Annotated in this window: 21 protein-coding genes; 9 read left to right on the top strand and 12 right to left on the bottom strand. The window is 72.0% G+C overall.

The features are described 5' to 3' along the window. Positions 1-155: 155 nt before the first annotated feature. From AB0F56_RS01895 to AB0F56_RS01885, 3 genes are all read left to right on the top strand, one after another. Positions 156-1,580 carry a dipeptidase gene (locus AB0F56_RS01895; RefSeq protein WP_362002917.1) on the top strand — a complete coding sequence of 475 codons (1,425 nt, stop codon included), beginning with the start codon at positions 156-158 and terminating at the stop codon, positions 1,578-1,580. Positions 1,581-1,597: 17 nt separating this feature from the next. Beyond that, a complete protein-coding gene (locus AB0F56_RS01890; protein WP_362002915.1) occupies positions 1,598-2,263 on the top strand; it encodes an HdeD family acid-resistance protein in 666 nt (221 codons plus the stop codon). A gap of 175 nt (positions 2,264-2,438) precedes the next feature. Continuing rightward, entirely contained in the window at positions 2,439-2,861 is a 423-nt protein-coding gene (locus AB0F56_RS01885) for a DUF350 domain-containing protein (protein WP_362002913.1), read from the top strand. A 26-nt stretch (positions 2,862-2,887) separates the two neighbouring features. Here the strand turns inward: AB0F56_RS01885 and AB0F56_RS01880 are convergent, their stop codons facing one another. From AB0F56_RS01880 to AB0F56_RS01870, 3 genes are all read right to left on the bottom strand, one after another. Then, on the bottom strand, positions 2,888-3,400 hold the full coding sequence (locus AB0F56_RS01880) for a hypothetical protein (protein ID WP_362002912.1): 513 nt from the start codon (positions 3,398-3,400) through the stop codon (positions 2,888-2,890). Between the two features lie 44 nt (positions 3,401-3,444). Next, a complete protein-coding gene (locus AB0F56_RS01875; protein ID WP_362002911.1) occupies positions 3,445-4,971 on the bottom strand; it encodes a glycoside hydrolase family 71 protein in 1,527 nt (508 codons plus the stop codon). Positions 4,972-5,108: 137 nt separating this feature from the next. Continuing rightward, positions 5,109-6,086, bottom strand: a complete 978-nt coding sequence (locus AB0F56_RS01870; protein ID WP_362002909.1) for an LCP family protein — start codon at positions 6,084-6,086, stop codon at positions 5,109-5,111. A 336-nt stretch (positions 6,087-6,422) separates the two neighbouring features. Between AB0F56_RS01870 and AB0F56_RS01865 the strand changes: the two genes are divergently transcribed. Beyond that, positions 6,423-7,898: a sugar transferase gene (locus AB0F56_RS01865; RefSeq protein WP_362002907.1), complete on the top strand. Its 1,476-nt coding sequence runs from the start codon at positions 6,423-6,425 to the stop codon at positions 7,896-7,898. Between the two features lie 21 nt (positions 7,899-7,919). On the opposite strand, the gene AB0F56_RS01860 is transcribed toward AB0F56_RS01865, so the two are convergent. Next, positions 7,920-8,888, bottom strand: a complete 969-nt coding sequence (locus tag AB0F56_RS01860) for a GDP-L-fucose synthase (protein WP_362002906.1) — start codon at positions 8,886-8,888, stop codon at positions 7,920-7,922. Between the two features lie 126 nt (positions 8,889-9,014). Between AB0F56_RS01860 and gmd the strand changes: the two genes are divergently transcribed. The 3 genes from gmd (at position 9,015) to AB0F56_RS01845 (ending at position 13,713) form a co-directional block, all read left to right on the top strand. Then, positions 9,015-10,028, top strand: a complete 1,014-nt coding sequence (gmd, locus tag AB0F56_RS01855; protein ID WP_362002905.1) for a GDP-mannose 4,6-dehydratase — start codon at positions 9,015-9,017, stop codon at positions 10,026-10,028. Between the two features lie 186 nt (positions 10,029-10,214). Beyond that, positions 10,215-12,938: a DNRLRE domain-containing protein gene (locus tag AB0F56_RS01850; protein WP_362002903.1), complete on the top strand. Its 2,724-nt coding sequence runs from the start codon at positions 10,215-10,217 to the stop codon at positions 12,936-12,938. 79 nt (positions 12,939-13,017) lie between these two features. After that, positions 13,018-13,713 carry a hypothetical protein gene (locus AB0F56_RS01845; RefSeq protein WP_362002901.1) on the top strand — a complete coding sequence of 232 codons (696 nt, stop codon included), beginning with the start codon at positions 13,018-13,020 and terminating at the stop codon, positions 13,711-13,713. 70 nt (positions 13,714-13,783) lie between these two features. Here the strand turns inward: AB0F56_RS01845 and AB0F56_RS01840 are convergent, their stop codons facing one another. Together AB0F56_RS01840 and AB0F56_RS01835 are read right to left on the bottom strand one after the other, a co-directional pair. Further along, a complete protein-coding gene (locus AB0F56_RS01840; RefSeq protein WP_362002899.1) occupies positions 13,784-14,929 on the bottom strand; it encodes a glycosyltransferase in 1,146 nt (381 codons plus the stop codon). Next, positions 14,926-15,462 (bottom strand): WcaF family extracellular polysaccharide biosynthesis acetyltransferase, encoded by a 537-nt coding sequence (locus tag AB0F56_RS01835; protein WP_362002897.1) that lies wholly within the window; start codon positions 15,460-15,462, stop codon positions 14,926-14,928. The genes AB0F56_RS01840 and AB0F56_RS01835 overlap by 4 nt, the downstream gene beginning before the upstream one ends. Before the next feature lie 158 nt (positions 15,463-15,620). Between AB0F56_RS01835 and AB0F56_RS01830 the strand changes: the two genes are divergently transcribed. Next, complete coding sequence (locus AB0F56_RS01830; RefSeq protein WP_362002895.1) at positions 15,621-17,189, top strand: hypothetical protein; 1,569 nt, start codon at positions 15,621-15,623, stop codon at positions 17,187-17,189. Here the strand turns inward: AB0F56_RS01830 and AB0F56_RS01825 are convergent. The 3 genes from AB0F56_RS01825 to AB0F56_RS01815 are packed head-to-tail and all read right to left on the bottom strand — an operon-like array spanning position 17,162 to position 21,335. Then, positions 17,162-18,403: a hypothetical protein gene (locus tag AB0F56_RS01825; RefSeq protein ID WP_362002893.1), complete on the bottom strand. Its 1,242-nt coding sequence runs from the start codon at positions 18,401-18,403 to the stop codon at positions 17,162-17,164. The two genes, AB0F56_RS01830 and AB0F56_RS01825, sit on opposite strands and share 28 nt — an antisense overlap. Continuing rightward, on the bottom strand, positions 18,400-20,133 hold the full coding sequence (locus AB0F56_RS01820) for a lipopolysaccharide biosynthesis protein (RefSeq protein WP_362002891.1): 1,734 nt from the start codon (positions 20,131-20,133) through the stop codon (positions 18,400-18,402). Before AB0F56_RS01820 ends, AB0F56_RS01825 begins: the two co-directional genes overlap by 4 nt. Continuing rightward, positions 20,130-21,335 (bottom strand): glycosyltransferase family 4 protein, encoded by a 1,206-nt coding sequence (locus tag AB0F56_RS01815; RefSeq protein WP_362003210.1) that lies wholly within the window; start codon positions 21,333-21,335, stop codon positions 20,130-20,132. Before AB0F56_RS01815 ends, AB0F56_RS01820 begins: the two co-directional genes overlap by 4 nt. 197 nt (positions 21,336-21,532) lie before the next feature. On the opposite strand from AB0F56_RS01815, the gene AB0F56_RS01810 reads away from it, so the two are divergent. After that, on the top strand, positions 21,533-22,006 hold the full coding sequence (locus tag AB0F56_RS01810; RefSeq protein WP_362002889.1) for an adenylyltransferase/cytidyltransferase family protein: 474 nt from the start codon (positions 21,533-21,535) through the stop codon (positions 22,004-22,006). Here AB0F56_RS01810 and AB0F56_RS01805 read toward each other — a convergent pair. The 3 genes from AB0F56_RS01805 to AB0F56_RS01795 form a co-directional block, all read right to left on the bottom strand. After that, entirely contained in the window at positions 21,987-22,688 is a 702-nt protein-coding gene (locus AB0F56_RS01805) for a CDP-alcohol phosphatidyltransferase family protein (protein WP_362003209.1), read from the bottom strand. The two genes, AB0F56_RS01810 and AB0F56_RS01805, sit on opposite strands and share 20 nt — an antisense overlap. A gap of 145 nt (positions 22,689-22,833) precedes the next feature. Next, entirely contained in the window at positions 22,834-23,532 is a 699-nt protein-coding gene (locus AB0F56_RS01800) for an ABC transporter ATP-binding protein (protein ID WP_362002887.1), read from the bottom strand. A 36-nt stretch (positions 23,533-23,568) separates the two neighbouring features. Further along, complete coding sequence (locus AB0F56_RS01795; protein WP_362002885.1) at positions 23,569-25,041, bottom strand: ABC transporter permease; 1,473 nt, start codon at positions 25,039-25,041, stop codon at positions 23,569-23,571. Between the last annotated feature and the right edge of the window lie 110 nt (positions 25,042-25,151).

Here is a 25,151-nt window from a genome sequence, read left to right as displayed (position 1 = left end):
CTTCCACTGTCGCCGCGACCCGCCCCGAGGCCTCACTGTTGTTGCTCCACATGGGGATGTTTTGCGGCTTTTCTCCCGCACTGCTTGAGTGGGAGGGCTCATGCCAATCGGGCGATCGGGCCGCCCAGGAGCAGGCCGCAAGGAAGTGGGTGCACATGTCCACTCAGTCCACGGAGTCCGGCGTCGGTACGGAGTCCGGCGCCGGCACGGAATCCGCCGCGACCGCCGCCCTCCGCGCGCAGGTCCGGGCGCTGATGCCCCGGGCCAAGGAGGATCTGACCGCGCTGGTGTCGATGCGCTCGGTCGCCGACCCCCGCCAGTTCCCGCCCGAGGAGTGCGCGAAGGCCGCCGACTTCCTGGTCCACGCCTTCACGGACGCGGGGCTCCAGGACATGCGCCGGGTGACCACCCCGGACGGGACCGACGCGGTCGTCGGGCACGCGCCCGGCCCCGAGGGCTCCCCCACCGTGCTCCTCTACTGCCACTACGACGTGCAGCCGCCCCTCGACGACGGCGCCTGGACCACCCCGCCGTTCGAGCTCACCGAGCGCGACGGCCGCTGGTACGGACGCGGTACGGCGGACTGCAAGGGCAACATCGCCATGCACCTCACCGCGCTCCGGGCCCTTCAGGCAGGCTCGGGCGGGCGCGGGTTCCCGGTCTCGCTGAAGTTCGTGGCCGAGGGATCGGAAGAGCAGGGCACGGGAGGGCTTGAGCGGCTGGTTCCGATGCGGCCCGAACTCTTCGCCGCGGACTGTCTGTTGATCTGCGACACCGGCAACTTCGCGCTCGGCCTGCCGACCGCCACGACCTCGCTGCGCGGTCTGGCCAATGTCGTCGTCACCGTCTCCACGCTCAAGGGCGCCATGCACTCGGGCATGTTCGGCGGCCCCGCGCCGGACGCGCTGGCCGCGCTGGTACGGATCCTCGACAGCCTCCGCGACGAGCGGGGCGCCACGGCGATCAAGGGCCTGGCCGGTGACGGGGTCTGGGACGGGGTGGCGTACCCGGTCGACCAGTTCCGTACCGACGTCGGGGCCCTGGACGGGGTCGCGCTCCTCGGCTCGGGCTCGGTGGCGGACGAGTTGTGGGCCCGGCCCGCGGTCACGGTCCTCGGCATCGACTGCCCGCCGGTGGTGGGTTCCTCCGCGGCCGTCCAGGCGAAGGTACGGGCCCGGGTGAGCCTGCGGGTCCCGCCCGGTCTGGACGCGGACGTCGCGCTCCGCGCGCTCACCGACCATCTGACCTCGGCGGCGCCGTGGAGCGTGCGGGTCGAGGTGGAGGCCGAGGGCACCGGGCAGCCCTTCCGGGCCCGTACGGACGGGCCGGCGTACCGGGCGCTCGGCGCGGCGATGCGCGAGGCCTACGGGACGGACATGGTCCAGTCCGGGCAGGGTGGTTCGATCCCGCTCTGCAACGTGCTGGCCGGGCAGTTCCCGGACGCGGAGATCGCCCTGATCGGGGTGGAGGAGCCGGGCTGTCTCATCCACGCCCCCAACGAGAGCGTGGACCCCGGGGAGATCGAGCACATGGCGCTGGCGGAGGCGCTCTTCCTCCGTACGTACGCGACACCGCGCTGAGCGGACGGGAGTGTTCCATGACGCAGACCCCTCACCAGCCCTCCGGCGGTTCCGACCCCTACGGTTCCGATCCCTACGGGTCCGACCCCTACGGGAGCGGGCGCCCGGGCCGGGACGTGCTGCCCGGGCCGCTCGGCGCGCTGGCCGGTGCCGCCTGGCAGGCGCTGCTCGTCGCCGGTCTCGCCTCGCTCGTCCTCGGGATCCTGGTCCTTGTCTGGCCGGGTGCCTCGCTGTTCGTGGCGGGAATCCTGTTCGGCCTCTATCTGCTGTTCAGCGGTGTGATGCAGCTGGTGGCGGCCTTCGGTACGCACGCCTCGACCGCGCTGCGCGTGATGGCGTTCATCAGCGGCGCCCTGTCGATCCTGTTGGGCCTGTTCTGCTTCAAGGGCGCGACGCAGTCGATCCTGCTGCTCGCGATCTGGATCGGCATCGGCTGGCTGTTCCGCGGCATCACGCAGACCGTGGCGGCAGCCTCCGACCCCGCGATGCCGGCCCGCGGCTGGCAGATCTTCCTCGGGGTCGTCAACGCCCTCGCCGGCATCGTCCTGATCGTGTCGCCGCTCGAATCGGCGGCGGTGCTCATGGTCCTGGGCGGTGTGTGGCTGCTCGTCGTGGGCGTCGTCGAGATCGTCACCGCGCTCCGGGTGCGCTCGCGGGCGAAGGACCTGCCGCCGGGCGTCTGAACCGTCCACCCTGGTCCGGCGGACGACGCCACCCGGTCCCACGGCCGACCCACCCCACCCCCGCGGACGACCTGGGCCCCGGCCGCCTGGCCGGGGCCCTCGGCGTATGCGCTACATTTTGCCGGTCCTTGACCGCGATCACTCACGATCCCTCATTTCTCGGAGCCGGCAACCCATGAGCGACATCATCAACGGCCTCGGCCGGGCCTCCGCCTACGGCGCCCTCGGCGTGGTGCTGCTGATACTCGGCATCGTCCTGGTGGACGTCCTCACGCCGGGGAAGCTCGGGCGCCAGATATGGGAGGAGCGCAACCGCAACGCCGCGACCCTGCTGAGCTCCGCGCTGCTCGGTATCGGCGGCATCGTCTTCACCTCCATCTGGACGACGTACGACAACTTCGGCAAGGGCCTCGCCTCGACGGCCGCCTTCGGTCTGCTCGGCCTCGTCATGATGGCCGTCGCCTTCCTCGTGGTGGACCTGGTCACGCCCGGCAAGCTCGGCGCCACCCTCGTCGACCCGCAGCCGCACCCGGCGGTCTGGGTGACGGCCTCCTGCAACCTCGCGGTCTCCGCGATCGTCTCCGCCTCCATCGCCTGAGACCGGGCGCCTTGTGCGCGCCCCCGCTACGCGCTCGGCGCGCCGCCCCCCAGCGGCTCCACCTCCAGGAACCGTCTGCGGCGCGGCCCTCGATACAGCAACGCCTCCCAGCCGAGCCGCTCCAGCGCGGGGACGCAGCCGCGCAGGGCGGACTCCTCCTCCTGCGCGGCCCCACCACCGGGCGGTCCGACCCACTCCACCACGGTCGTGCCGAGCCGCTCCCCGGCCGTGACCCGGTATCCCGTTGACACCCGTACGCCCGAGGTGTCGACGGCGGAGGGCGTGATCCCCGCCGCCTCCAGGGCGAGCGCCACCGCCCTCACGGGCTGCCTCCGCTCCCACTCGGCGGGCCGCCGACGCACGTCGTCCGCGCCCGCACCGACGCCCGCGCCCGCACCCGTCCCGCCGGACAGCCGACGGATCTGGAGCAGCCCGTCGAGGGCCGCCCGCACCTCACGCGATCTCTGTTCCACGTCTCCCTCCGGCAGCGGCGGTTCGTCCCCCGTCGCCGCCTCGAAGACCCCCCGGTTCGTCGTCATGTCCCCACGGTAGGACCGGCCACTGACAACCGCCCGCACGGCCACTAGCGCTGGGCGCGGCCGCTCGTCACCGCGTAGTACTGCAGGTCCTGCCGGTCGACCGGGCGGCGGACCGGGTAGCGGCTGGTGACCGTCGTCGTGGTCGTGCCGTCCCGCACGGCGGTCGCGGAGCTGTGTCCGGTACGCAGCGGCAGCAGGCGGGCGTGCACCCCGGACGGCGCGCGGTGGCTCCCGGCGGTGGTGCCCGTCCTGGTGCGGACCTCGGCCGGGGCGGTGAGGAAGGAGAGGACCTCGACGGTGTCGCGGGGTGTGGCGGTGCCTTCGCGGGGCCGTATCACCTGGGGCTGGAGCGTGGCGGGCGGCAGGTCGTCGACGAACTGGACGCGCGCGGTGAGGTACAGCGTGTCGCGCAGGATCCTGGGCCAGGCGCCGGTCTTGAACCGGGTCAGGTAGTAGGAGGAGAGGTCCAGGTAGGCGTGGCCGTTGTGCAGGGAGGGCGCGACCTGGCTGCCCTCGGAGTAGTCGTTCCAGGTGGTGAGCTGGACCCAGTCGGCGCGGGAGTCGATGGCCGCCTGCCAACTCGCGCGCAGTGTCTCGGTGTTGCCCGCCTCGTCGAAGACGCCCTGGTTGGGGCGGGCGTCCTGGACGGAGACCGGGTGCATCCAGATCTTGCCGAGCCGGTGGGCCCGTTGGGCGTCGGCGACGGCGCCGGCCTGCCGGTCGGGGCTGCGGGCGCCCCACTCGGAGAGGCCGTGACTGATCGCCGCGTAACCGTCCCGGTCGGGGGTGAAGTCGAGGAAGAGGGGGACGAGGGCGGTCCTGATGCCGTGCCGGGCCTCCAGTTCGCGCATCAACGCCCGCCACCAGTCGGGGTTCTTCTCCTCGGCCTTGAACGGGGAGACGACGAGCCGGCCGTCGGCCAGCCGGTGCGCCGAGGGCGAGCGGGCCAGTTCCGCGAGGAGGTCGGCGAGGGAGCTGGGGGTGGCGGAAGTGAGTGCCGTCATGTCCGGCATGAGCTGGATCCGGAAGCCCGGGTCCTCCTCCTGCGCGGCCCTGAGGAGCAGTTCGGCGCGGTCCCGGTTGCGTCCGCTGTCGGAGAGCAGGTCGAGGGTGAAGCCGTCGAGTCCGGCGTCGCGAGCGGTGCGGATCTCCTGGCGGAGGTGGGCGAGTTCCCAGTTCCCGCTCTCGGGTGCGGCGGGGAGCGGACGGTCGCGGAGGAGGCCTCCGTAGGCGCTGTGCTTGCCCTTCTCACCGTGCGGGGTCAGGTAGTTCCTCGTGTAGTAGTCGCGGTCGGCGGGCTCGTTGTCGAGGGAGAGGGGGTACGGGGTGAAGTAGTGGGCGAAGACCAGCTTCTCCGACCGGCGCAGTTCGGCCGTCGGCGGCAGGTCGAAGGGGAGCGCGGTGCTGTACGCCTTCGACGGCGCCGACGCGGCGGGTGCGTCGGCGCGGAGGACGCCCGCCGCGCCGATGCCGGCCCAGGCACCGAGGAGCAGGACGCCGAGGACGACTCCCGGGAGGATCCTGCGCCGTCCGGGCGCCCGATGGTCTCGGCCTGAGGACCTGTCAGCCATGGCCGTCCTTAGGGTCGTTCGGAGCTGCTCGCCGGTCCCGCGGGCGGCATCGGCTCCGTGCGGGCTGGCTGTAGTACAGCCGATGACCGGCGGGGGAACAACCACCGTCGGGCGCGCGGCGGGCGAGTCCGGGCGGCCTAGGGCGTACCGCTTCCGAGGCGGTCGGTGCGGTGAGCGGCGACGTAGGCGGCCATGGTGTCGTTCCGCATCGCGGCCCACAGCGCGCCGGATTCCTTCGCGTCGAGCAGGACGACGGACTGCCCCTTGATCGTGTCGGTGCCGGTGACGGGGGCGTTCATGAAGACCATGTCGCCGGGGCGAACGGACTTGTTGTCCCAGAGGAGTTCGCGCAGATCGCCGTCGCTGAGGCGGTCGTCGACGCTGACGCTCGCGGTGAGGTCGTCGAGCAGCTCGGCCGTCCTGACCGGGTTGGTCAGGTTGCGCGTGGTCATGGCCTTGGTGAGGACGGCGCGCAGGAAGTTCTGCTGGCGCTGGGTGCGGTCGAGGTCGCCGCGCGGCAGGTTCTTGCGCTCGCGTACGTAGACGAGGGCCTGCTCCCCGTTCATGTGGCGGACCGTGCCGTCGACGCGGAGGTCGACCCCGCCGACGGTGTCGGTGAGCTGTTTGAACCCCTCCCAGTCGATGATCGCGAGGTGGTCGACGCGGACGTCGGTGAGGCGTTGGACGGTGTCGATGAGGAGGGGCGGGCCGCCCCAGGAGAAGGCGGCGTTGAGCTTGGACGTGCCATGTCCGGGGATGTCGACCCAGGAGTCGCGGGGCAGCGAGACCACGTAGGCGCCCGAGTGGTCGGCCGGGAGGTGGACCAGCATCATCGTGTCGCTGCGCTGGGCGCCGTACGTCCAGGTCGGGGCCTTGGCGTCGCGTCCGGTGGTGGGCAGCTCGGAGCGGCTGTCGACGCCGATGAGCAGGAAGGTGAGGCCGCCTTTGGAGGGGGCGGGCTGTTCGGCGGGCGGGACATGGGTGGGGAAGGCGCCGGGGATGCGGTCGACCTTGCCGGTGTAGTGCTCGACCGCCCACCAGCCGGCGCCGCCTGCCAGCAGGATGCCGATGCCGAGGAGGGCGAGCGCGGCCAACAGGACGCGTTTCGGGCTCACTCGATGCTTACGCGGCGTGACGGGTGGTGTGCTTTCCGCCACATCTCTGCCGCTCTCCCCCATGCCGACCTCGTCCCCCTCCACCACATCCCCACCCCTTCTTTTCATGTCCTCACGTGCGTCAACTCCCTTTGCACAGACGTATCATGCGTCCGGCCGTGTCCACACCGGCCCCGATGTCACGAGATGAATACGCCATCACCTTCTGAGGTCGTTCGCGTGAACTGCAGCGGACGTGCGCGTGTATGTCGTACTGTTCCGGCGTTGCGACGCTTGTTCGTCGATCAGGGGGTCGACGAACAGGGTGGCGAACGTCGACACGTGCCTGGGGGGTACATGTGGCATGCCCGCACCACTGAGACCAACTCCACTGGATCCGCAGCCGGTTCACCGGCCGCGGCGACGCGTTCCCGCACGAAGGCGGGCTGGTATCCGGTCGTCGCGCTGACCGTCGACGCCCTGGGGGTGGGCGTGCCGGTGGCGCTGATTCTCCGGCTCCAGCATCAGCCGTACGCCTACGCCGGCGCCCTCGTCGCCGCCCTGTCCTGGGTCGCGGTGCGGGCGCTGCGCCGGAGGTACGCACGCCGTGAACTCGGGGAGTCGCGGGGCAGTCTGCCCGTGCTGCACGACTGGCTGATCCTGCTGGGCGTCCTGGCCGTAATGCGGGCCGCCGCCGATCTGCACCACCCGGCGCTGCTCTGCCTCGCCGTACTGCTGCCCGCTCCGGTACTCACCCTGATCTGTTCGAAGTTGACGTGGCATCACCTGGTGGCCGCGCGCCGGGAGGCGCAGGTGGTCACCCGCGTGCTCGTCCTCGGCGAGCCCGCGGCGGCCGGTGACGTGGCCGAGCATCTCGCGGGGCGGACCGAGCACCCGTACGTGGTGGTCGGCGTCGTCGCGATCGGCGAGGGCCCGGTCCGCACCGGGGCCCCCGTCGCGGCCCGCCTGGGGACCGCGACGCCGGAGAAGGCGGACGGCGACACCTGCCATGTTCTCACCGCAGCGCGGGAGTTGGAGGCGGACATCGTGCTCGTCGCGGCCGGTCCCGCGATGGCGGGAGAGCGGTTGCGCAGGCTGTCCTGGGGGCTGCACGACGCAGGGACCGAACTCGCCCTGGCGCCGGGCCTGGTGGAGTGCGCGGTCAAGCGTCTGGAGACCACCTCGGCGGCGGGGCTCGCCCTGCTGCGGGTCGCTCCGCCGCTGCGCAGCGGCGTCCAGCCGGCCCTCAAGTCGGTGATGGACCGCGCGGGGGCGGCCTTCGGTCTGCTGATGCTCTCGCCGGTGTTCCTGGCGATCGGCGCGGCCGTGCGGCTCGGCTCGCAGGGTCCGGTGTTCTACCGGCAGGTGCGGATCGGACAGGGCCGGGAGCCGTTCGTGATGTGGAAGTTCCGTACGATGTTCCTGGACGCCGATGCCCGCAAGGAGGAGCTGGAGCGCGCCAACGAGCACGACGGTCTGATGTTCAAGATGCGCCGCGATCCTCGCGTGACGCGGGTGGGACGGCTGCTGCGCCGCACTTCGCTCGACGAACTGCCCCAGTTGATCAACGTGCTGCTCGGCTCGATGTCGCTGGTCGGGCCGCGTCCGCCGCTGCCGGAGGAGGTGGCGCGGTACGGGGACGTGGAGCTGCGGCGCCTCGCCGTACGGCCGGGGATGACGGGGCTCTGGCAGATCAGCGGCCGTTCGGACCTGTCGTGGGACGAGACGGTCGAGCTCGATCTGCACTACGTGGACAACTGGTCGTTCACCAGTGATGTGGATGTCATGGCCCGTACGTTCCGCGCCGTCGTCGACGGTCGCGGAGCGTACTGACGGGCCGGCCGCCGCATGAGATCAGCGCTGTTCCCGCCACCAGGCGTAGGTGGCGGCAATGCCGTCCGGCAGGGCGACGGCCGGCTTCCAGCCGAGGCCGGTCAGCCGGGACACGTCGAGGAGTTTGCGCGGGGTGCCGTCGGGCTTGCTCGTGTCCCAGGCGATCCTGCCCTGATATCCCGTCACTTCGGCGATGGTTTCAGCGAGTTCGCGGATCGTGAGGTCCTCGCCGCAGCCGATGTTGACCGGCTCGTCGCCGTCGTAGCGGTCGAGCAGGACGGCGCAGGCGGCGGCGAGGTCGTCGACGTGCAGGAACTCGCGGCGCGGGGTGCCGGAGCCCCAGAGGGTGATCTCCTCCCTGCCCTCTTCGCGGGCCTCGTGGAAGCGGCGGATCAGGGCGGGCAGGACGTGCGAGCTCTCCAGGTCGAAGTTGTCGCCGGGGCCGTAGAGGTTGGTCGGCATCGCCGAGACGTAGGAGGCTCCGTACTGCTTGCGGTACGCCTGGATCTGCACGATCCCGGCGATCTTCGCCAGCGCGTAGGCCTCGTTGGTGGGCTCCAGCGGACCCGTCAGGAGGGCGTCCTCCGTGATGGGCTGGGGGGCGAGCCGGGGGTAGATGCAGGACGAGCCGAGGAAGAGCAGCCTGGTGACGCCGGCGGCGTGCGCGCCGGCGACGACGGCGAGCTGGATCCGGAGGTTCTCCTCCAGGAACTGCACCGGGTAGGTGCTGTTCGCCATGATCCCGCCGACCTTCGCCGCGGCGAGCACGACGGCGTCGGGGCGGGTCTCGGCGAGGAAGGCGGCGGTCCGCTCGGCGTCGCGCAGATCGAGTTCGGCGCGGGTCCTGGTGATCACCTCGTGCCCGTCGGCGGTGAGCCGGCGGGCGATCGCGGAGCCCACGAGACCGCGGTGGCCCGCCACGAATATCCGGGCCCGTTCGGGCAGGTACGACGTCGTTGCTCTCAGGGCTGCGGTCGTCGATTCAGTCATGGCCCGGATCATGCCAGGCCGAGGGGGGCTCTAGTACACCAGATCGGGAATTACGGCCTGTAACACACCATTTCCGTATGACACGGACCGGCTGGGGGCCGGTCCGTCAGGGAGGGGCAGCAACGTATGGGCAAGACCGCACTCATCACCGGCGTCACCGGGCAGGACGGCTCGTATCTGGCCGAACTGCTGATGTCCAAGGGCTACACGGTGCACGGCCTGGTCCGCCGCTCGTCGAGTTTCAACACCGAGCGGATCGACCACATCTACCAGGACCCGCAGCAGGCGAACCGCTCGTTCGTTCTGCACCACGCGGACCTCTCGGACGGTGTGGCGCTGGTGAACCTGCTCCGCGACATCCGCCCCGACGAGGTCTACAACCTGGGCGCGCAGTCGCATGTGCGGGTCTCCTTCGACGCCCCGCTGTACACCGGTGACGTGACCGGTCTCGGCGCGCTGCGGCTCCTGGAGGCGATCCGGGCGAGCGGGATCGACACGCGGATCTACCAGGCGTCCTCCTCCGAGATGTTCGGCGCGACCCCGCCGCCGCAGAACGAGGGGACCCCGTTCCACCCGCGCAGCCCGTACGGCGCCGCGAAGGTCTTCGCGTACTGGGCGACGGTCAACTACCGCGAGGCGTACGGAATGTTCGCGGTGAACGGGGTGCTCTTCAACCACGAGTCGCCGCGCCGGGGCGAGACCTTCGTGACCCGCAAGGTGACCCGGGCGGTCGCGCGGATCAAGGCGGGGCTGCAGGACCGGCTCTATCTGGGCAACCTCGACGCCGTGCGCGACTGGGGGTACGCCCCCGAGTACGTCGACGCGATGTGGCGGATGCTCCAGCGGGACGAGCCGACCGACTACGTGGTGGCGACCGGAGTCCCTTCCACGGTACGGCAGTTCGTCGAGACTGCCTTCGCGCACGTGGGGCTCGACTGGTCCGAGCACGTGCGGTACGACCCCAAGTACGAGCGCCCCAGCGAAGTGGACGCGCTGATCGGCGACGCGAGCCGGGCACGGGAACTGCTCGGCTGGAAACCCGCCGTCCAGGTGGAGGAACTGGCCCGGATCATGGTCGACGCCGATGTCCGGCTCGTGGAGGACCAGTTGGCCGGCGCCACGGTACGCATCGACCGCTGACCTGCGGCTTCCGGCCCGGTGGACGCCCGTGGGGCGGTGGCGGCCCAGGCGGCTGCGGGGCCGGATGGTACGGGATTCGCCAAGTGGCCTTATCCGGTTGTCAGTTCGTCGTACAGTTCGCATTCATCAGATGGCAGTTGCACCACTTCACGCCACATTGACTGGGCTATCACGCCTGGGGGGAACATGCGTAGATCCTGGGGGCTCACCGCTGCCCTCGTCCTGACCGTCGCGGCCGGAGCCGGGGGCTCGTTGGCCCCGACGGCCGCGGCCCTGACGCCGCCGGTGGCCTTCACCGCGGACGATCTGCCGACCTGGCAGACCAACGGTGTCGTCTGGGCACTGGCCGAGACGAACGACACCGTCTTCGTCGGCGGCACCTTCTCCGAGGTGCGCCCGCCCGACGGCACCGCCGGCGCTCCCAAGAGCGCCGTCAACTTCGCGGCGATGGACGCGGCCACGGGCGCGCCCACCGACTGCGCCCTCTCCTTCACCGTCGGCAGCGGCACCGCGACCGTGCGGACACTCGTCGTCTCGCCGGACAAGCAGACGCTGTACGCGGGCGGTTACTTCGGCGCCGTCAACGGCGTCCCGGTCTCCAGCCTCGTCGCGATCGACGTCGCCACCTGCACACCGAGGCCCTCCTTCACCCCGAGCTTCCCCGCGACCGTGCGGGCGCTCGCCGTCACCGACACCACCATCTACGCGGCCGGCGACTTCGGCACCGTCGAGGGGCAGACCCGGGAGCGGTTCGCGGCCATCACCACCGCCGGTGCGCTGCTGCCGTTCACGGCCAACGCCGACGAGCCGGGCCGCGCGATCGAGGTGACGCCGGACGGGCAGAACGTCCTGCTCGGCGGCGACTTCTTCTCCGTCAACGGAGCCAACTCGCACGCCCTGGCCGTGGTGAACGCCACGACCGGCGCCGTGACGAAGGCGTACCCCAACGGCTGGATCCCGCAGAACTCCGTCGTCAAGGACATCGAGACCGACGCCACCGGCTTCTACACCGGCAACGAGGGCACCGGCGGCGGCGTCTTCGACGGGCGGATCGCCCTGAACCTGTCGAACTTCGAGCAGCGCTGGCGCGACACCTGCCTGGGGGCCACGCAGGCCGTCCGCTCGTACGAGGGCGTGCTCTACAGCGCCTCGCACGCCCACGACTGCTCCAGCGTGGGCGAGTTCCCCGACGGGCGCCGCTACCACCTGCTCGCCCAGCCGACCACGTCGACCGGCAAGCTCGGCTGGTTCCCCGACACCAACGACGGCATCGGCGAGGGCATCGGCCCGCGCGCCTTCACCATCTCGGGCACCGGCGCCATCAAGTACCTGTGGGTGGGCGGCGAGTTCACCACCACCAACGGGGCGCCCGCACAGGGTCTGACCCGCTTCGCCTCCGGCCCGGACACCGGCGCGCCGACCGTCCCGGTCGCCAGCGCCGCCGCCGTCGGCCCGAACGCGGTCCAGATCCGCTGGCGTTCCAGCCTCGACCTGGACGACTCGAGGCTGACGTACAAGGTCTACCGCAACGGTGCCGCGACCCCGATCGCGACCGTCCAGGGCAACTCGCTGCACTGGTCGCGCCCGCAGGTGTCCTTCAAGGACACCGACGTGACCCCGGGCCAGACGTACAGCTACCGGGTGACCGCCGGGGACGACGCCGGCAACACCAGCGCGCTCTCGGCGACGTCCACCGTGACCGTGCCGACCTCCCCTGAGCCGTACGCCTCCCGGGTGATCGCCGACGGTGCCTCGCTCTACTGGCGCTTCGACGAGTCGACCACGCCGTACGCGGCCGACTCCTCCGACGGCGGTGACAACAGCGGTCTGTACGTCAACGCCCCCGCGCTGCGCCAGACCCCGGGCGCCGTCTCCGGTGCCTCCACGGCCGTCGCGCTCAACGGCACGGACGAGCAGATCCACAGCGACCGGCGGCAGTCCGTCACCGGCCCGTTCACCGTCGAGACCTGGTTCAAGACCACCACGAACCGCGGCGGCAAGCTGATCGGCTTCGGCAACAACACCACTCGTAACAGCGGCAGTTACGACAAGCACCTGTACATGACCAACTTCGGCAATATCGTCTTCGGCGTGTACAGCGGCTCCACGCGCACCCTCACCTCCCTCGGCTCGTACAACAACGGTGCCTGGCACCACGCCGTGGGCACCCAGGGCCCCGAGGGCATGCGGCTGTACATCGACGGCAAGCTGGTCGGCTCCAACAGCGTGACCACCAACCAGAGTTACGACGGGTACTGGCACGTCGGCGCCGACAACCTCGGCAGCTGGCCGCTGCGCCCGACGAGCTCCTTCTTCGCCGGCCAGCTCGACGAGGCCGCCGTCTACCCGAAGGCGCTCACGGCCACGCAGGTCGCCCAGCACCACAGCCTGGCCTCCGCCCCCGCCGACACGGTCACCACCGTAACGGCCACGGAGGACACCTACGCCAACGCGAGCGCGCCCGGCACGAACTACGGCACGTCCAGCTCGCTGGCCGTCCGGGGCACCTCGGCGTACGAGTCGTACCTGAGGTTCCCGCTGCCCGCCGCCCCGGCGGGCAAGGTCCTCAAGAGCGCCAGACTCGCGGTGAAGACGACCACGATGACCGGCGCGGGGTCGACCGACTCGATCTCGGTCGTACCCGTCACGGGGGCCTGGGCGCAGAACACGGTGACGTACAACAACCGGCCCGCGCTCGGCTCGGGTGCGGTCGGAACGCTGAGCGGCGCGGTGGACGGGTCGACCGTCTACTCGGCCGCGCTGGACACCCCGGCGGTCGCGGCGGCGCTCGGCAGCTCGTACGGCCTGGCGCTGACCAGCACCGGGACCGATCCGCTCTGGCTCTGGTCGTCCGAGGCGACGGCGGCGGAGGGCACTCCGCAGCTGGTGCTCACCTTCGGCGCGCCGTAACCGGTCACCGTCCCTCCACCACCGGATGCGGGGCCCGGCCGACCGGGCCCCGCATCCGACGTACCACGGGAGTTCCCTCATGCGTCGACCTCTTCACCGGCGCCCGGCAGCGGCGGCGGCCGTGTTCGCCGCGCTGCTCGCCCTGACCGCCTGCTCGTCCCCGGGCGACGGTGGCCCCACCGAAGGTTCGCCCACGGCGGCCGGGCCCACGCGGTCCGCCGCCGTTCCCGACCGGCAGGCCGAGGCGGCGGAGAACGCCGGTCCGACCGTCTCCGCCTCCGCGTCCAAGGGGCCGGTCGTGCCCGACGCGCAGCTGAAGCCCGTCACGGGTTCGTTCACGGAGAAGGAGAAGAAGTATCTGAGCGGGCGGGTGCCGGTGAACACGGACCCGGCCGCCGTGCTCCAGACCGGGCAGGAGTCCTGCCAGCGGCTCGAGCGCACCGCGAAACGGGACAAGGACGCGGCCGTCGGCGCGATCGTCGCCGGGGACATCCCGGACGCCGAGGCGGTGATCACGCACCTGTGCACCGCGCAGCAGCCGCTGCTCGCGACCGCGAGGACGGGATTCGGCGAGGGTACGGTCAAGGCCCCGAAGGCCGGCACCTACCGTGCCCTGACCACGAATCCCGCCTGCGCGTGGCAGGCCCTCGGCGCGGACGGCAAGGTCCTCGCCTCGGGGCCCGCGCCCGGCTCCCAGGGGCCGGTGCGCGCGAACGTCCCATCGGGGGCGAAGGAGTTCACGTCCAGCGCGTGCTACGCCTGGCTGCCGGCGTAACCGTCTCAAGCGGGAGAGCCCGGTGTCGGTCCGAGGACCGCACCGGGCTCTCCCGCGTCCGGAGCGGGGGTCAGCGCGGGCCCGCGGCCCGCTCGTACACCCCGAGCAGGGTGTCCAGGACCGCGTCCATCGAGAAGGCCTCGGCGGCCAGCTTCCGGGCCGCCGTCGACGCGGCGTCGTTCTCGCCCGGCTCCAGGAGTTCCCGTACGGCCGGGGCCAGGCCCGCCGCGTCCGTGACCACCCGGCCCGCGCCCACCTCCGCGATGTCCCGGGCGAGCCCGTTGGAGGTGGTGACGACGGCCGGGGTACCCACCGACAGGGCCTCCAGGACGGACATCGGGAAGGGCTCGTCGACCGAGGGCAGGACGTACACGTGCGCCCGGCGCAGCTCCTCCAGCATCCGCTCGGAGGTCAGCGGGCCGGGCAGGCTCACCCGGTCCCCGACGCCCAGTTCGGCGACGAGCGCGTCCACGGCGGCCCGCTCGCCCTCGTCGGGGCCCGCCAGGACGAAGGTGGCGTCGGGGTGGTGGCGCAGGATCTCCGGGACGGCCGCCACGAAGTCGGTCGGCCGCTTGCGGGCCTGGAGCCGGGCCGCGTACAGGATGCGCGGCGGCCCTATCGGCGCCGGGCGCGGCTCCTGGGCCGGTACGCCGTTGACCAGGCGTACGGCTCCGGTGAGCGGGGCGCCGACGACCGCGTCCAGGTCCCTGCGCTCGCGGTCCGTCAGGTACAGGACGGCGGAGGCGCCGCGCAGCACGCGCCGGACGGCGACCGCGTCCAGGAGCTTGGCGAGCGGCTTGTCGCTCGGGTCGACCATGCCGTGCGTCTGGAGCACCAGCGGGCGCCCGGCCCGGAGCGCGGCCAGGGCGACGGGCAGGGTCACGAGGTCGCGGGCGAGGTGGACGTGGACGACGTCGGCGTCCTTGACCAGGGCGGCGGCCGCGGCGAGGAGCGCGGGCGAGGTGATGCCGCTGAAGCCGAGCGGGAGGACGGAGCGGGCCCGGTAGAGCCGGGCGGGCACACCGTCGACGTCGGTCGGCAGCGGGCCGGGGAAGCCGTCACCGAGGGCGGTGAGCCGGACCCGGTGGCCGCGTGCGGCGAGGCCCTTGCCGAGGTTCACGGCGACCCGGACCGGCCCGCCGAAGGCGTGCGTGGGGCTGTGCAGGGTGACCGCGTGCAGGACCTTGAGGCTTCGGGCTCCCCCAGGGCCGCTCACGCGGGCACCGGAACCGGTCGGCGGCCGTCGGCCGTGTGCAGGGTGAGCTCCGGGAGGTCCTTGTGGAGCGTCGTACCGGCGGCGACGACCGCGTGCCGGCCGACGGTGACGCCGGCCAGGACGGTGGCGCGGGCCGCGACCCAGGCGCCGTCCTCGACGGTGATCGGGGCGTTGCGGTAGCGGAAGTCGGCGGCCCGGTGGTCGTGGCTGCCGGTGCAGAGCAACGCCTCCTGGGAGACGCAGACTTGGGCGCCGAGCGTGATGGGCTCCAGGTTCAGCAGCCAGGCGCCCTCGCCGATCCAGGTGTGGTCGCCGACGGTCAGCTTCCAAGGCCACAGGACCCTGACCCGGTGCCGTATGAGCACGCCGTCGCCTATGGTCGCGCCGAAGGCCCGCAGCAGAGCGACCCGTAGCCGGGCCGGGCAGAACCAGGCCATGAAGACCGTGTTCATCACCGCGAACCACAGGGCCTGCACGAGTCTGCCGCGGCCCTTGTCGTATCCGGCCAGAGTGAAGGCCGGTAGATTCCGCATGAGTTCACCCCCACCGGCGCCTCCCCAGGCGCCCGCCGATCAGACTAACGGTTGACGGGAGATGACAGGGGGGCGTCGGTAGACTGGCGCGAAGTGATGGTCCGGGGTGGGGACTTCGAGATCCGTGGAGCCGTGGCTCCCGGGCTCCAGGGGGCGCGATGACGACCGAAGTGCGCGGCGGAACGAACACCCCGGCGCGACCGGATTCCGCCGGACCTGACCACGCCGGATCCGATCCCGGCGGATCCGATCCCGCCGGTCCCGATCCCGCCGTACCGGCGCCCTTGCTGCTCGCGCCTGCCGTGTCGCCGCGCACGCTCCTGTCGCGGGCGCTGTCGATCCCCCTCGTGCTCGGCTTCACGGTGTTCCTGCCCCTGTTGGTGGCGATCCAGCCGGGCGCGGGCGTCCACGACGCCGCGTACTTCCTTCAGATCGCGCTGACCATGTACGCCGGGGCGCGGCTCTCGGCGATGATCCTCACCAGCCGGCGGAAGTTGCTGCAGGGCTCGTTCTGGCTCTTCGTCTACATGGCGATGGGGGTGGCGCCGCTCGCCCAGGCCGTCCTGGGGCGGGTGCCGACGCCTGTGGTGGGTCCGCGCTCGGATCTGACGATGGCGGTGGCGCTCGTCCTGGTCGGCTGCGCCGCGTTCGACGTGGGGTCCCTGCTGGCGCGGGGCAGGCCCGGGACGTCCCGACGGGCAGAGGGGCGGCCGGCGCTCGTGCACCGGCGGCGGCTGTATCTGCTCGTGCTGCTCGCCTTCGCGTGCAGTGGCCTGTTCGTCATGAAGCTCGGCGGACCCGCCGTGTTCTTCTCCAGCCGTCAGGAGATCATCGCGGGGATCGAGGAGGCAGGCGTCTCCCAGGCGGACTCGCAGGCCGGCCAGGCGTTCCTGCGCGGATTCGGCACCGTGCCCGCGCTCTTCGCGCTGCTCGTGTACAGCCGCTGGCTGGTCACCTCGCGGCGGGCCAGGCGCCGGCCCATGGTGGCCGGCGTCTTCCTGGCCCTGGTGGCACTCAACCTCGTCGTGAACAACCCCATCTCGAACCCCCGTTACTGGTTCCTGACGGTGATGTTCTCGCTGCTGTTCACGGTCTTTCCGGTGAGCGCGGCGATGTACCGGTCGGCGCTGAGCCTGGGGGTGGTGATGGCGCTGATCGTCTTCCCGTTCTCCGACCGCTTCCGGTACGACGAGAAGAACTACCGCCCGGTCGAGACGACATCGGTCCTGGAGCCGCTGGCGCTCAAGGACTACGACCAGGTCGGCATGTTCGCCAACACCATCACGCTGGTCAACTCGGGCAGCCGGCACCGGTACGGACGTCAGCTGGCCGGATCCGTGTTCTTCGCGGTGCCGCGTTCGGTGTGGCCGGGCAAGCCGCGCGACACCGGGGTGATGGTCGGCCAGTGGATGGGGACGGTGAACACCAATCTCTCCTCCCCCGTCTGGGCCGAGCTGTGGATCGACTTCGGGGCGGTGGGCATGGTCGCCGGGATGACGGGGCTCGGCTACGCGGCGGCCCGGGTCGACGGGCGGTTCGCCCGCCGGGGCACGCGCAGGGCTCCGCCGGGCAGTCTGATCTCCCTGGTGGTGCCGCTGGTGGCGGGGTACTCCTTCATCCTGCTGCGCGGGCCGCTGCTCCAGGCCTCGGGCCGGGTGGCGATCGCGCTGATCTGCATCGCCCTCGTCATGACCTGGCGTCAGGACAAGGGCGCGGCGCTGCGCTGATCCTCCGGGCGCGTCGCGACGGGCTCCGGGCGGGTGCGCTTCACCCGGATCCACGCGGCCACGGCCTTCAGCGCCGAGCCCGCGGCGAGGCCCCAGGCCGCACCGGGGGCGCCGGCGAGGGCGTACCCGGCGAGCATCAGGGCGACGGAGAGCAGGGAGAAGACCACCTGGACCCCGAGCGTGGCGCGGGGGCTGAGGACGCGCAGGGTGACCAGGGCGCAGGTGCCGGCCGCCATCACCGCGTACTGTCCACCCGTGGCGGGCACGAGCTCGGTGGTGGACTGCCAGGTGGCGCCGAGGAGTTGGCGGCCGACGCGGTCGGGGAGGGCGTACAGGACGGCGGCCCAGCCGAGCGCGACGAGGGCGAGGACGGCGGCGAGCGCGGTGGCGGCCCGGACGGTCGCGCGGCGGGAGCCGGTCCGGCCGAGGAGCGGCGGTCCGAAGGCGTTGACGGAGGTGAACAGCGTGTTGAGCGGGCCGAAGAGGGTGGTCGCGCCGCGCAGCGCGCCGACGACGAGGGGGCTCGCGAAGAGCCCGAGGCCGAGGACGGCGAGCTGACTGGAGCCGCTGCCGACGGCGAACTCGACGACGAACCGACGGCCCAGGTGGTCCCGGTGCAGATAGCGGCGGGGCGTGCCCGGCCGTTTCCGTACGTACGGGTGCAGCAGGGTGAGCCCGAGGAGCGCGGCGGGCAGGGCCGAGAGGCCCCAGACGAGGACGAGGCGGGCAGGTGAGCTGCCGTGCGGCTGAAGGAGGAGGGCGGGTACGACGCAGGCGAGCCGGAGCAGGTCGGCGGCGAGGGCCCGGTGGGGCGTGCGCAGGGCGGAGAAGCCGTAGCGCAGGCCGTCCTGGACGAGGACGACCGGGAGGACCGCGCCGAGGGCGAGCACGGCGAGCCCTGTGGGCCCGCCGATGAGGGCGCCGACGGCCAGGAGGAGGACTCCGGCGGCCGTGGAGGCGGCGGCGGTGAAGGTGACGGCGGACCGGACCGCCGCGCCGACCTCGGGCTCCTCGCCCCTCTCCAGGACGACGCTCTGGCCGACGAAGGCGGCGCCGAGGCCGAGGAGCACGGTGAAGACGATGTACACCATGGAGAAGGCGGCGAAGCCGTCCGCGCTGGAGGCGCGCGCCGCGATCACCAGGACGGCGATGTTGGTGAGGCTCGCCGCCGCCTGGTCGAGGACCGAGGCGGCGACGGTCACGGCACGTCTCAACGGTCGCCCGCGCGGATGTCGCCGGTGCGCACGTCCTCCGCGCGGAGCGCGCGCAGGGCGACGGTGTCGGAGCCGTCGCCGAGGAGGATCTGCTCGGGTTCGGCGGCGAACTCGTCGGAGGCGGGCGGCGGCACGTGCCGTCTGCCGCCGCCGGACCCGCGATGGCCCTTCTCCTGCTTGGCGGCGCGGCGGCGACGGCGCCCGGAGTGCACGACGGCGCCGAGGACGGTGCCGCCCGCGCCCGCTATCAGCTCGCGGATGCGCTGGAGATCCGTACGGTGGACGGCGCGCGGGTCGCAGACGACGAGGACGCCGTCGACGCGGTCGACGAGCGCGAGGGCGTCCGCGTAGTTGAGGACGGGCGGGGCGAGGACGACGACGGTGGCGTTCGGCGAGTCGGCCTCGGCGATGAGCCGGGTGACGCGGGGTCCGGTGAGGGCGCGTGCCACGTTCCGCACCCGCTCGCCGGGGACCAGGCCGAAGGAGCCCGACTCGCCCGCGTCGACGGAGAGTTGGCGCCCGGTGGGCCAGCCGTTCTCCTCCTGCTCCGGCTTCTCCACCGGGCTGCTCCAGCGGGGCGCGGTCGCCGCGTGGGCGCGGAGCCGGCCCTTGAGGGTGGGGTCGCGCAGGTCGGCCTCGATGAGCAGGACGTCCTTGCCGGTCTCGGCGAAGGAGGCGGCGAGGTGGGAGGCGACGGAGACGGCGGCCTCGTTGCAGCCGCGCGGGGCGACGACGAGGAGGCGCCGGCGGTCGGCGAACCGCTGGTCGTAGGCGAGCCGGAAGGCGACGGAGCGGTACTCCTCGGCGGCCCGGGCGTCCGTGTGGTCGTCGGCGAGGAGGACGTCGGTGGCGCCGCGGGGCAGGGTGCCGAGGACGGGGGCGCGCACCGCCCGTGCCACGTCGCCGGCGGAGCGCGGCGCGGGGTCGAAGACGAGCCGGACCCAGGCGGCGAGCAGGCCGAGCGCCACGCCGACGAGGGCGCCGAGACCGAGGCTCATGGGCAGTCCGGGGCCGTCGGAGTAGCCGGGGGCGGTGGCGACGCGGATGACGGTGCCGGGCGACATGTCGAGGGACTTGAGCTGGCTGATCCGGGCATCGAGTTCGTTGATGCGGTTGAGCAGGTTGGTCTTGACGCCGTACTCGGCGTCGCGGGCCGCCCCGTCGGGCATCCGGTCGAGTTCCTTGGTCTTCTGGTCGTGCTTCTTGGCCACCTCGTCGAGCTGCCGCTGCTGACCGGCGAGCATGGTGGCCCGCACATCGGTCCACTGCTTCTGGCGCAGCGCGAGGTAGGCCTGGGTGACAGCGTTGGCCCGGTCGGCGGCGGCCTGGGGGGTGTCGGCGGTGTAGGTGAACTGGAGGACCTGGCTCTGCGGCGGGTTGGTGACCTGGAGGTCCTTCTGCAGCTTGCCGATGGTGCCGGTCCAGCCGAGCTTCTTCGCGGCCTGTTCGGCGACGCTGCTGCTGAGGGCGGTCTGCCGCTCCGACCCCATGTTGAGGGTCTTGTCCTGGGAGATGCTGGGGTTGAAGGGGTCGTTGACGGGGGCGCGCAGCACGACCTGGCTGGTGGCCACGTAGGTGTCGGCGTTGGACATGCCGAACCAGACGCCGCCGAGCAGTCCGATGCCGATGCCGCAGGTGATGATCGCGCGGTAGCGCAGGAGTTGGCGGAACTGGTCGCGCAGCAGCTCCGGTTCGTCGTCCTCGACCGCGGTGACGTGCGAGTGTGTCACGTGCTCGGACCCCCCAGAGCCTCGTCGATCAGTGCGTCGATCCGGGCGAGGCCGGCCGCTCGGGTCAGATGGGCCTCGACGTGGCGGGGCCCCTGGGCGCCGAGTGCGTCGGCGGCCGTCGGATCTGAGCCGAGTCTACGGATTTCGGCCAGCAGCGCGTCGGGATCTTCCGGAGGTACGAGCACTCCGGCACCGGAGCGGAGGACTTCCTGGGCGGTGCCGCCCTCGGCGGCGACGGAGGCGACGACGGGGCGTCCGGCGGCGAAGTACGAGGTCAGCTTGGACGGCACGCTCATGTCGAGGACCGAGGCGCGCTGGGTGACGGCGAGCACGTCCGCGGCGGCGAGCGTGTCGGGGAACTCGTCGTCGCCGACGGGCTCCATGAAGTCGAGGTTGGGGACGTCGGCGCCCAACTGCTCCAGGTGGGCGCGCTGGTTGCCGTCGCCGAGCAGGACGATCCTGATCTTCGGCTCGCGCCGGGCCGCTTCGACCAGGACGTCGAGTCCCTGCTTGAGCCCCATGTTCCCGGAGTGCAGGACGACGGTCTCGCCGTCGACCCAACCGAGGCGGTGCCGGGTCTCGGCGCGCGAGCCCGAAGGACCGGGCACATGGGACCAGTTGGGGACGAGCCGGATGCGGCGGGGGTCGACTCCCATGGCGGCGACCTTGTCGACGAAGGTCTCGTGGATGACGCCGACGAGCGCGGCCCTGCGCAGCGCGTACGTCTCCGCCCGGGCGGCGAGCGCGGCGGCGCGGTCCCCGCCCCGGATGCCGCTCTGCGCGGCGGCCGCGCCCATCAGGTCCTGGACGACGGGAACGTACGGAACGCGCCAACGGGCCGCGAGGCGAGCGCCGATGACGCCACCGGCGAGGCTGGGCATCTGGGCGAGCACGGCGTGCGGGCGGGCCATGCCCGGCGGCGCGAGGAGTCCGTGGGCGAGCACGCTCGCCTCGAACGCGGCACGTTTCAGGGCCGTCTGGCGGGCGGGCACGGTGTGGCGCCGGCGGTGGACGACGACCCCGGCGCGTTCCTCGGTGCGGCGCCAGGCCCTGGCGTAGGACGGGTCCAGGGACCAGGCGGGGTAGTGCGGCATGCCGGCGAGGACATGGGTCTCGTGGCCGCTCGCCGCCCAGTGCTCGGCGATCTGCGTGGCGTACGGCCCTATCCCGGCGTGCTCAGGAGCGTAGTTGGTGGAGACCACGAGCAGCCGCCTGCGCGTCGCCGGATTCCCCAAGTCACCGCTCCCCGCCGTCACTTCGCCCACGCGACCGCCCCTCTCCCCCAGTGACGCGAACCGGACTTCACCCTAGTCGTTCACCCACTCTCAACGGAACGTGCACGCTATCGTCGGAACTCCTTCGCGCTGGGGAGCGCGAACGCACCTGGGGGGTTTGGCACATGACCGCAGGAAGGCCGTACCGCGTCGGCTACGCACCGGGGGCCTACGACCTCTTCCACATAGGGCACCTCAACATCCTTCGCCACGCGCGCAGTCAGTGCGACTACCTGGTGGCGGGGGTGGTCTCGGACGAGATGGCGGAGCTCGCCAAGGGCCGCCGGCCGGTGATCCCGCTGGTCGAACGCCTGGAGATCGTGCGCAACGTGAAGTACGTCGACGCGGCGTTCGTGGAGACGGTGCCGGACAAGCTGGAGACCTGGAAGCAGGTCAGATTCGACGTGCTGTTCAAGGGTGACGACTGGCGCGGCACGCCCAAGGGGGACCGGCTCGAGCGGGACTTCGCGGGGGTGGGGGTGGAGATCGTCTACTTCCCGTACACGATGCACACCTCCAGCACCCAGCTGCGGCGCGCGCTCGACCTCCTGACGCAGGAGGTCGAGCCGGGCACTGGGGTCAGCGAGGGGCTGCGCTGAGTTCGCGGAACCACTTGGCGAGGAAGGCGAGGAGGAACACGGCGCTCGCGACGGCGAGCGCCGTGTAGCCCCAGCGGAACGCGGTTCCGCCGCCGAGGAGCAGGAAGACCAGGCAGAAGACGCCGTGGTCGACGGGGAGCAGCGCCACCGCACGGAGCGTCGAGGGCTGCGCGGCCGGGGTGCCGGGCGCCGGGCGGGGCTTGAGCTTCTCGGTCAGCAGTCCGCCGAAGAACGTGACCACGGCGGTGAGTTGGAAGCCGAGGGGGACCAGGAACCAGCCGTCGTCGGCCGTGCCGAAGTGGCCGGGGTGGCGGTAGAAGGCGATCAGTACGGCGAGGTGCAGCGCGGTGATCTTGGCGCAGTCCACGACGTGGTCGAGCCACTCGCCCGCGGGGCTGCCTCCGCCGCGCAGCCGGGCGAGCTGTCCGTCGGCGGAGTCGAAGGCGAAGCCGACGGCGAGCCCGAGCCAGACCAGCAGACCGAGGGTCCAGGAGGGGGTGGCGAGAGCCAGTGCGGCGACGGCGGCGAAGCTGAACCCGGCGCTGATCAAGGTAACTTGATTGGGCGTCAGGCCGAGCGCGTACGAACCTGCCGCGAGGAGGCGGCCCACCGGGCGGTTGACGAACCGGGAGTAGAGCGAGACCCCCTTCGCGGACTTCTGGGCGGATCGCAACTCGCTCAGCGCGGTACCGATCGTGCCCGCTCCCGCTCTTGCTTCCGTTCCTGTTCCCGTTCCCACGAACCCCCCAGGACCTTTGTGCGAGTTTCGTACTTTCGTACGTGATGGCGCACATCATGGCATCACCGGGGGGTTCGCGGTGGTGGACCTATGCCTCCACGGCCTCCGCGTGGCGGTTTTCCTTGATCGTGATGCGGCCCTTGCGGATCGTCGCCAGGCGCGGGGCGCGGCGGGCGATCGCACTGTCGTGGGTGACCATCACGAAGGTCAGGCCGTGCTCCTTCCAGAGCCCTTCGAGGAGGTCCACGATCTCGTCGCGCATGGACTCGTCGAGGTTGCCGGTGGGCTCGTCGGCGAGGAGCACCTTGGGGCGCTTCACCAGGGCACGGGCGATCGCGACGCGCTGCTGCTGGCCGCCGGAGAGCTCGGCCGGCAGGTGCCCGCGGCGCTCGCCGAGGCCGACGGAGTCCAGGGCCTCCGCCGCCATGGTGCGCCGCTCGCCCGCCTTGATGCCCATGGGGACGAGCGCCGTCTCCACGTTCTCCTGGGCGGTGAGCGTGGGGATGAGGTTGAAGGACTGGAAGACGAAGCCGATGTTCTGGCTGCGGACGGCCGTCAGCCGGCTCTCCGGCAGTTTGGCCAGATCGACACCGTCGAGGACCACGCTGCCCGAGGTGGGCCGGTCGAGACCGCCCAGCATCTGCAGCAGCGTGGACTTCCCGCCGCCGGTGGGTCCCTGGATGACCAGGCGGTCGCCCTCCCTGATGGTCAGGTCGATGCCGGCGAGCGCGTCGACTCTCTCCTGGCCCCTGCGGTACTGCTTGGTGACGCCGGTGAGTTCGTACATGGGTGCAACTCCTGCGATACGTGAAGGGGGTTCGGGCTACTCGACGCGGCGCAGCGCGTCCGCCGGCCGCAGGCGCGAGGCGCGCCAGGCACCGAAGCCGCCCGCGACGAGCCCGCCGCCGAGGGCGAGGAGGACGGCGAGGCCGACGGTCGTGACGCTCACGGGCGCGGTGAGGGCGATGTCGAGGGTGTTGCCCGCCGCGCCCTGGCTCGCGGCGCCCATGCCGGGTCCGCCGAGCACCCGGCCGCCGCCCGGGCCGCCGCTGGTCAGCGCGCCGCTGCCGAGCTCGGCGGTGAGGGTGGGGCTGACGGCGGTGACCAGGTACGCGCCGGCGAGGCCGACGGCGATGCCGAGGGCTCCTCCGATGAGGCCGTTGACGAGCGCCTCGCCCATCACCTGCCGGGTGACCCGGCCGCTCTTCCAACCGAGCGCCTTGAGCGTGCCGAACTCGCGCACCCGGCGGCTGACGGCCGAGGAGGTGAGCAGCCCTGCGACGAGGACGGCGGCGACCAGGACGGCGTAGGAAAGCCACTTGCCCACGTTGGTGGCGAGGTTGGCTGCGGTGTCGAGGGAGCCGGAGACGGTCTCGGCGAGGTCGGCGGAGGTGGTGACCGTCGTGCCGGCGACGTTCTTCTGGATGGCGGACTTGACGGCGTCGATCCGCGTCGAGTCGGTCGCCTTCACATAGACGGTGGTGATCTTGTCCTTGGAGTCCGACAGGGTCTGCGCCTGCTTGAGCGGCAGGTAGACCTGGGCGGCGGACTGGCCGCTGTCGGCGGTGGCGATGCCGATGACCTCGAACTTCACCGCCTTGACCGTGAGGGTCTCGCCGACGGCGAGGCCCTCCTGCTTGGCGTAGGCGCTGTCGACGACGACGGACTTGGCGTCGGTCTCGGTGGTCTTGAAGGTACGGCCCGCGGTGATCGTGGAGGTGGTGAGGGGGCCGAGGTCGGGGGTGGTGACGTCGGTGCCGTAGAGGGTGAAGGAGTTGACGTCGAAGGCGGCGCCTCCGCCCTCGACCCGGCCTCCGCCGCCGCTTCCGTTGCCGGAGCCGCCGGGGCCACCGGGCTGGGCGGGCTGCGCCTGCTTGAACTCGCCGCGCTTGAACTCGCCGTCGATCTTGAGGTTGGTGAGGCTGAGCCCGCCGACCGCCTGGGCGACACCGTCCTGCTTGGCGACGGTGGTGACCGTCGACGCGGCCAGGGTCTGGAAGCCCTGGACCATCAGCCGGTCGCTGCTCTGCTCCTCACCGTCCTCGTTGGCGTCGAACTCGAACCGCGGCCGCTGCGCCTGCTGACCGGCCTGGGGCTCCTCGCGGGCCTTGGTGACGGTCAGATCGGTGCCGAGACCGTAGAGGGACTCCAGGACCTGCGTCTGGGCCTGCTTCATGCCGGCTGCCACGGAGTTGACGACGATGACCAACGCGATCCCGAGCGCGAGCCCGGAGGCGACGACGAGCGCCGCCTTTCTGCGACGGCGCAGCTCGCGCCGGAGGTAGGTGAAGAACATGAGCGTGAAGTTAGGGGCGCGCGGTGATGGCTGGATAAGGCCTGCGTGAGAGTGGGATGAGAGTCGCGACGGGGGCCGGGGGACGCGCGGAACGGGGCCGGCGCGCCCCT

Origin of the sequence: Streptomyces sp. NPDC026092, from assembly GCF_040638605.1 — a bacterium.
In the GTDB taxonomy this organism is placed as follows: domain Bacteria; phylum Actinomycetota; class Actinomycetes; order Streptomycetales; family Streptomycetaceae; genus Streptomyces.
This window is presented reverse-complemented; position numbering and strand designations above follow the sequence as displayed.

Excerpts from the sequence above, each read along its gene's own strand:
- AB0F56_RS01895 (WP_362002917.1), top strand. The coding sequence starts at position 156 with ATGTCCACTCAGTCCACGGAGTCCGGCGTCGGTACGGAGTCCGGCGCC.
- AB0F56_RS01890 (WP_362002915.1), top strand. The coding sequence starts at position 1,598 with ATGACGCAGACCCCTCACCAGCCCTCCGGCGGTTCCGACCCCTACGGT.
- AB0F56_RS01885 (WP_362002913.1), top strand. The coding sequence starts at position 2,439 with ATGAGCGACATCATCAACGGCCTCGGCCGGGCCTCCGCCTACGGCGCC.
- AB0F56_RS01880 (WP_362002912.1), bottom strand. The coding sequence starts at position 3,400 with ATGACGACGAACCGGGGGGTCTTCGAGGCGGCGACGGGGGACGAACCG.
- AB0F56_RS01875 (WP_362002911.1), bottom strand. The coding sequence starts at position 4,971 with ATGGCTGACAGGTCCTCAGGCCGAGACCATCGGGCGCCCGGACGGCGC.
- AB0F56_RS01865 (WP_362002907.1), top strand. The coding sequence starts at position 6,423 with ATGTGGCATGCCCGCACCACTGAGACCAACTCCACTGGATCCGCAGCC.
- AB0F56_RS01860 (WP_362002906.1), bottom strand. The coding sequence starts at position 8,888 with ATGACTGAATCGACGACCGCAGCCCTGAGAGCAACGACGTCGTACCTG.
- gmd (WP_362002905.1), top strand. The coding sequence starts at position 9,015 with ATGGGCAAGACCGCACTCATCACCGGCGTCACCGGGCAGGACGGCTCG.
- AB0F56_RS01850 (WP_362002903.1), top strand. The coding sequence starts at position 10,215 with ATGCGTAGATCCTGGGGGCTCACCGCTGCCCTCGTCCTGACCGTCGCG.
- AB0F56_RS01845 (WP_362002901.1), top strand. The coding sequence starts at position 13,018 with ATGCGTCGACCTCTTCACCGGCGCCCGGCAGCGGCGGCGGCCGTGTTC.
- AB0F56_RS01835 (WP_362002897.1), bottom strand. The coding sequence starts at position 15,462 with ATGCGGAATCTACCGGCCTTCACTCTGGCCGGATACGACAAGGGCCGC.
- AB0F56_RS01830 (WP_362002895.1), top strand. The coding sequence starts at position 15,621 with ATGACGACCGAAGTGCGCGGCGGAACGAACACCCCGGCGCGACCGGAT.
- AB0F56_RS01810 (WP_362002889.1), top strand. The coding sequence starts at position 21,533 with ATGACCGCAGGAAGGCCGTACCGCGTCGGCTACGCACCGGGGGCCTAC.
- AB0F56_RS01800 (WP_362002887.1), bottom strand. The coding sequence starts at position 23,532 with ATGTACGAACTCACCGGCGTCACCAAGCAGTACCGCAGGGGCCAGGAG.
- AB0F56_RS01795 (WP_362002885.1), bottom strand. The coding sequence starts at position 25,041 with ATGTTCTTCACCTACCTCCGGCGCGAGCTGCGCCGTCGCAGAAAGGCG.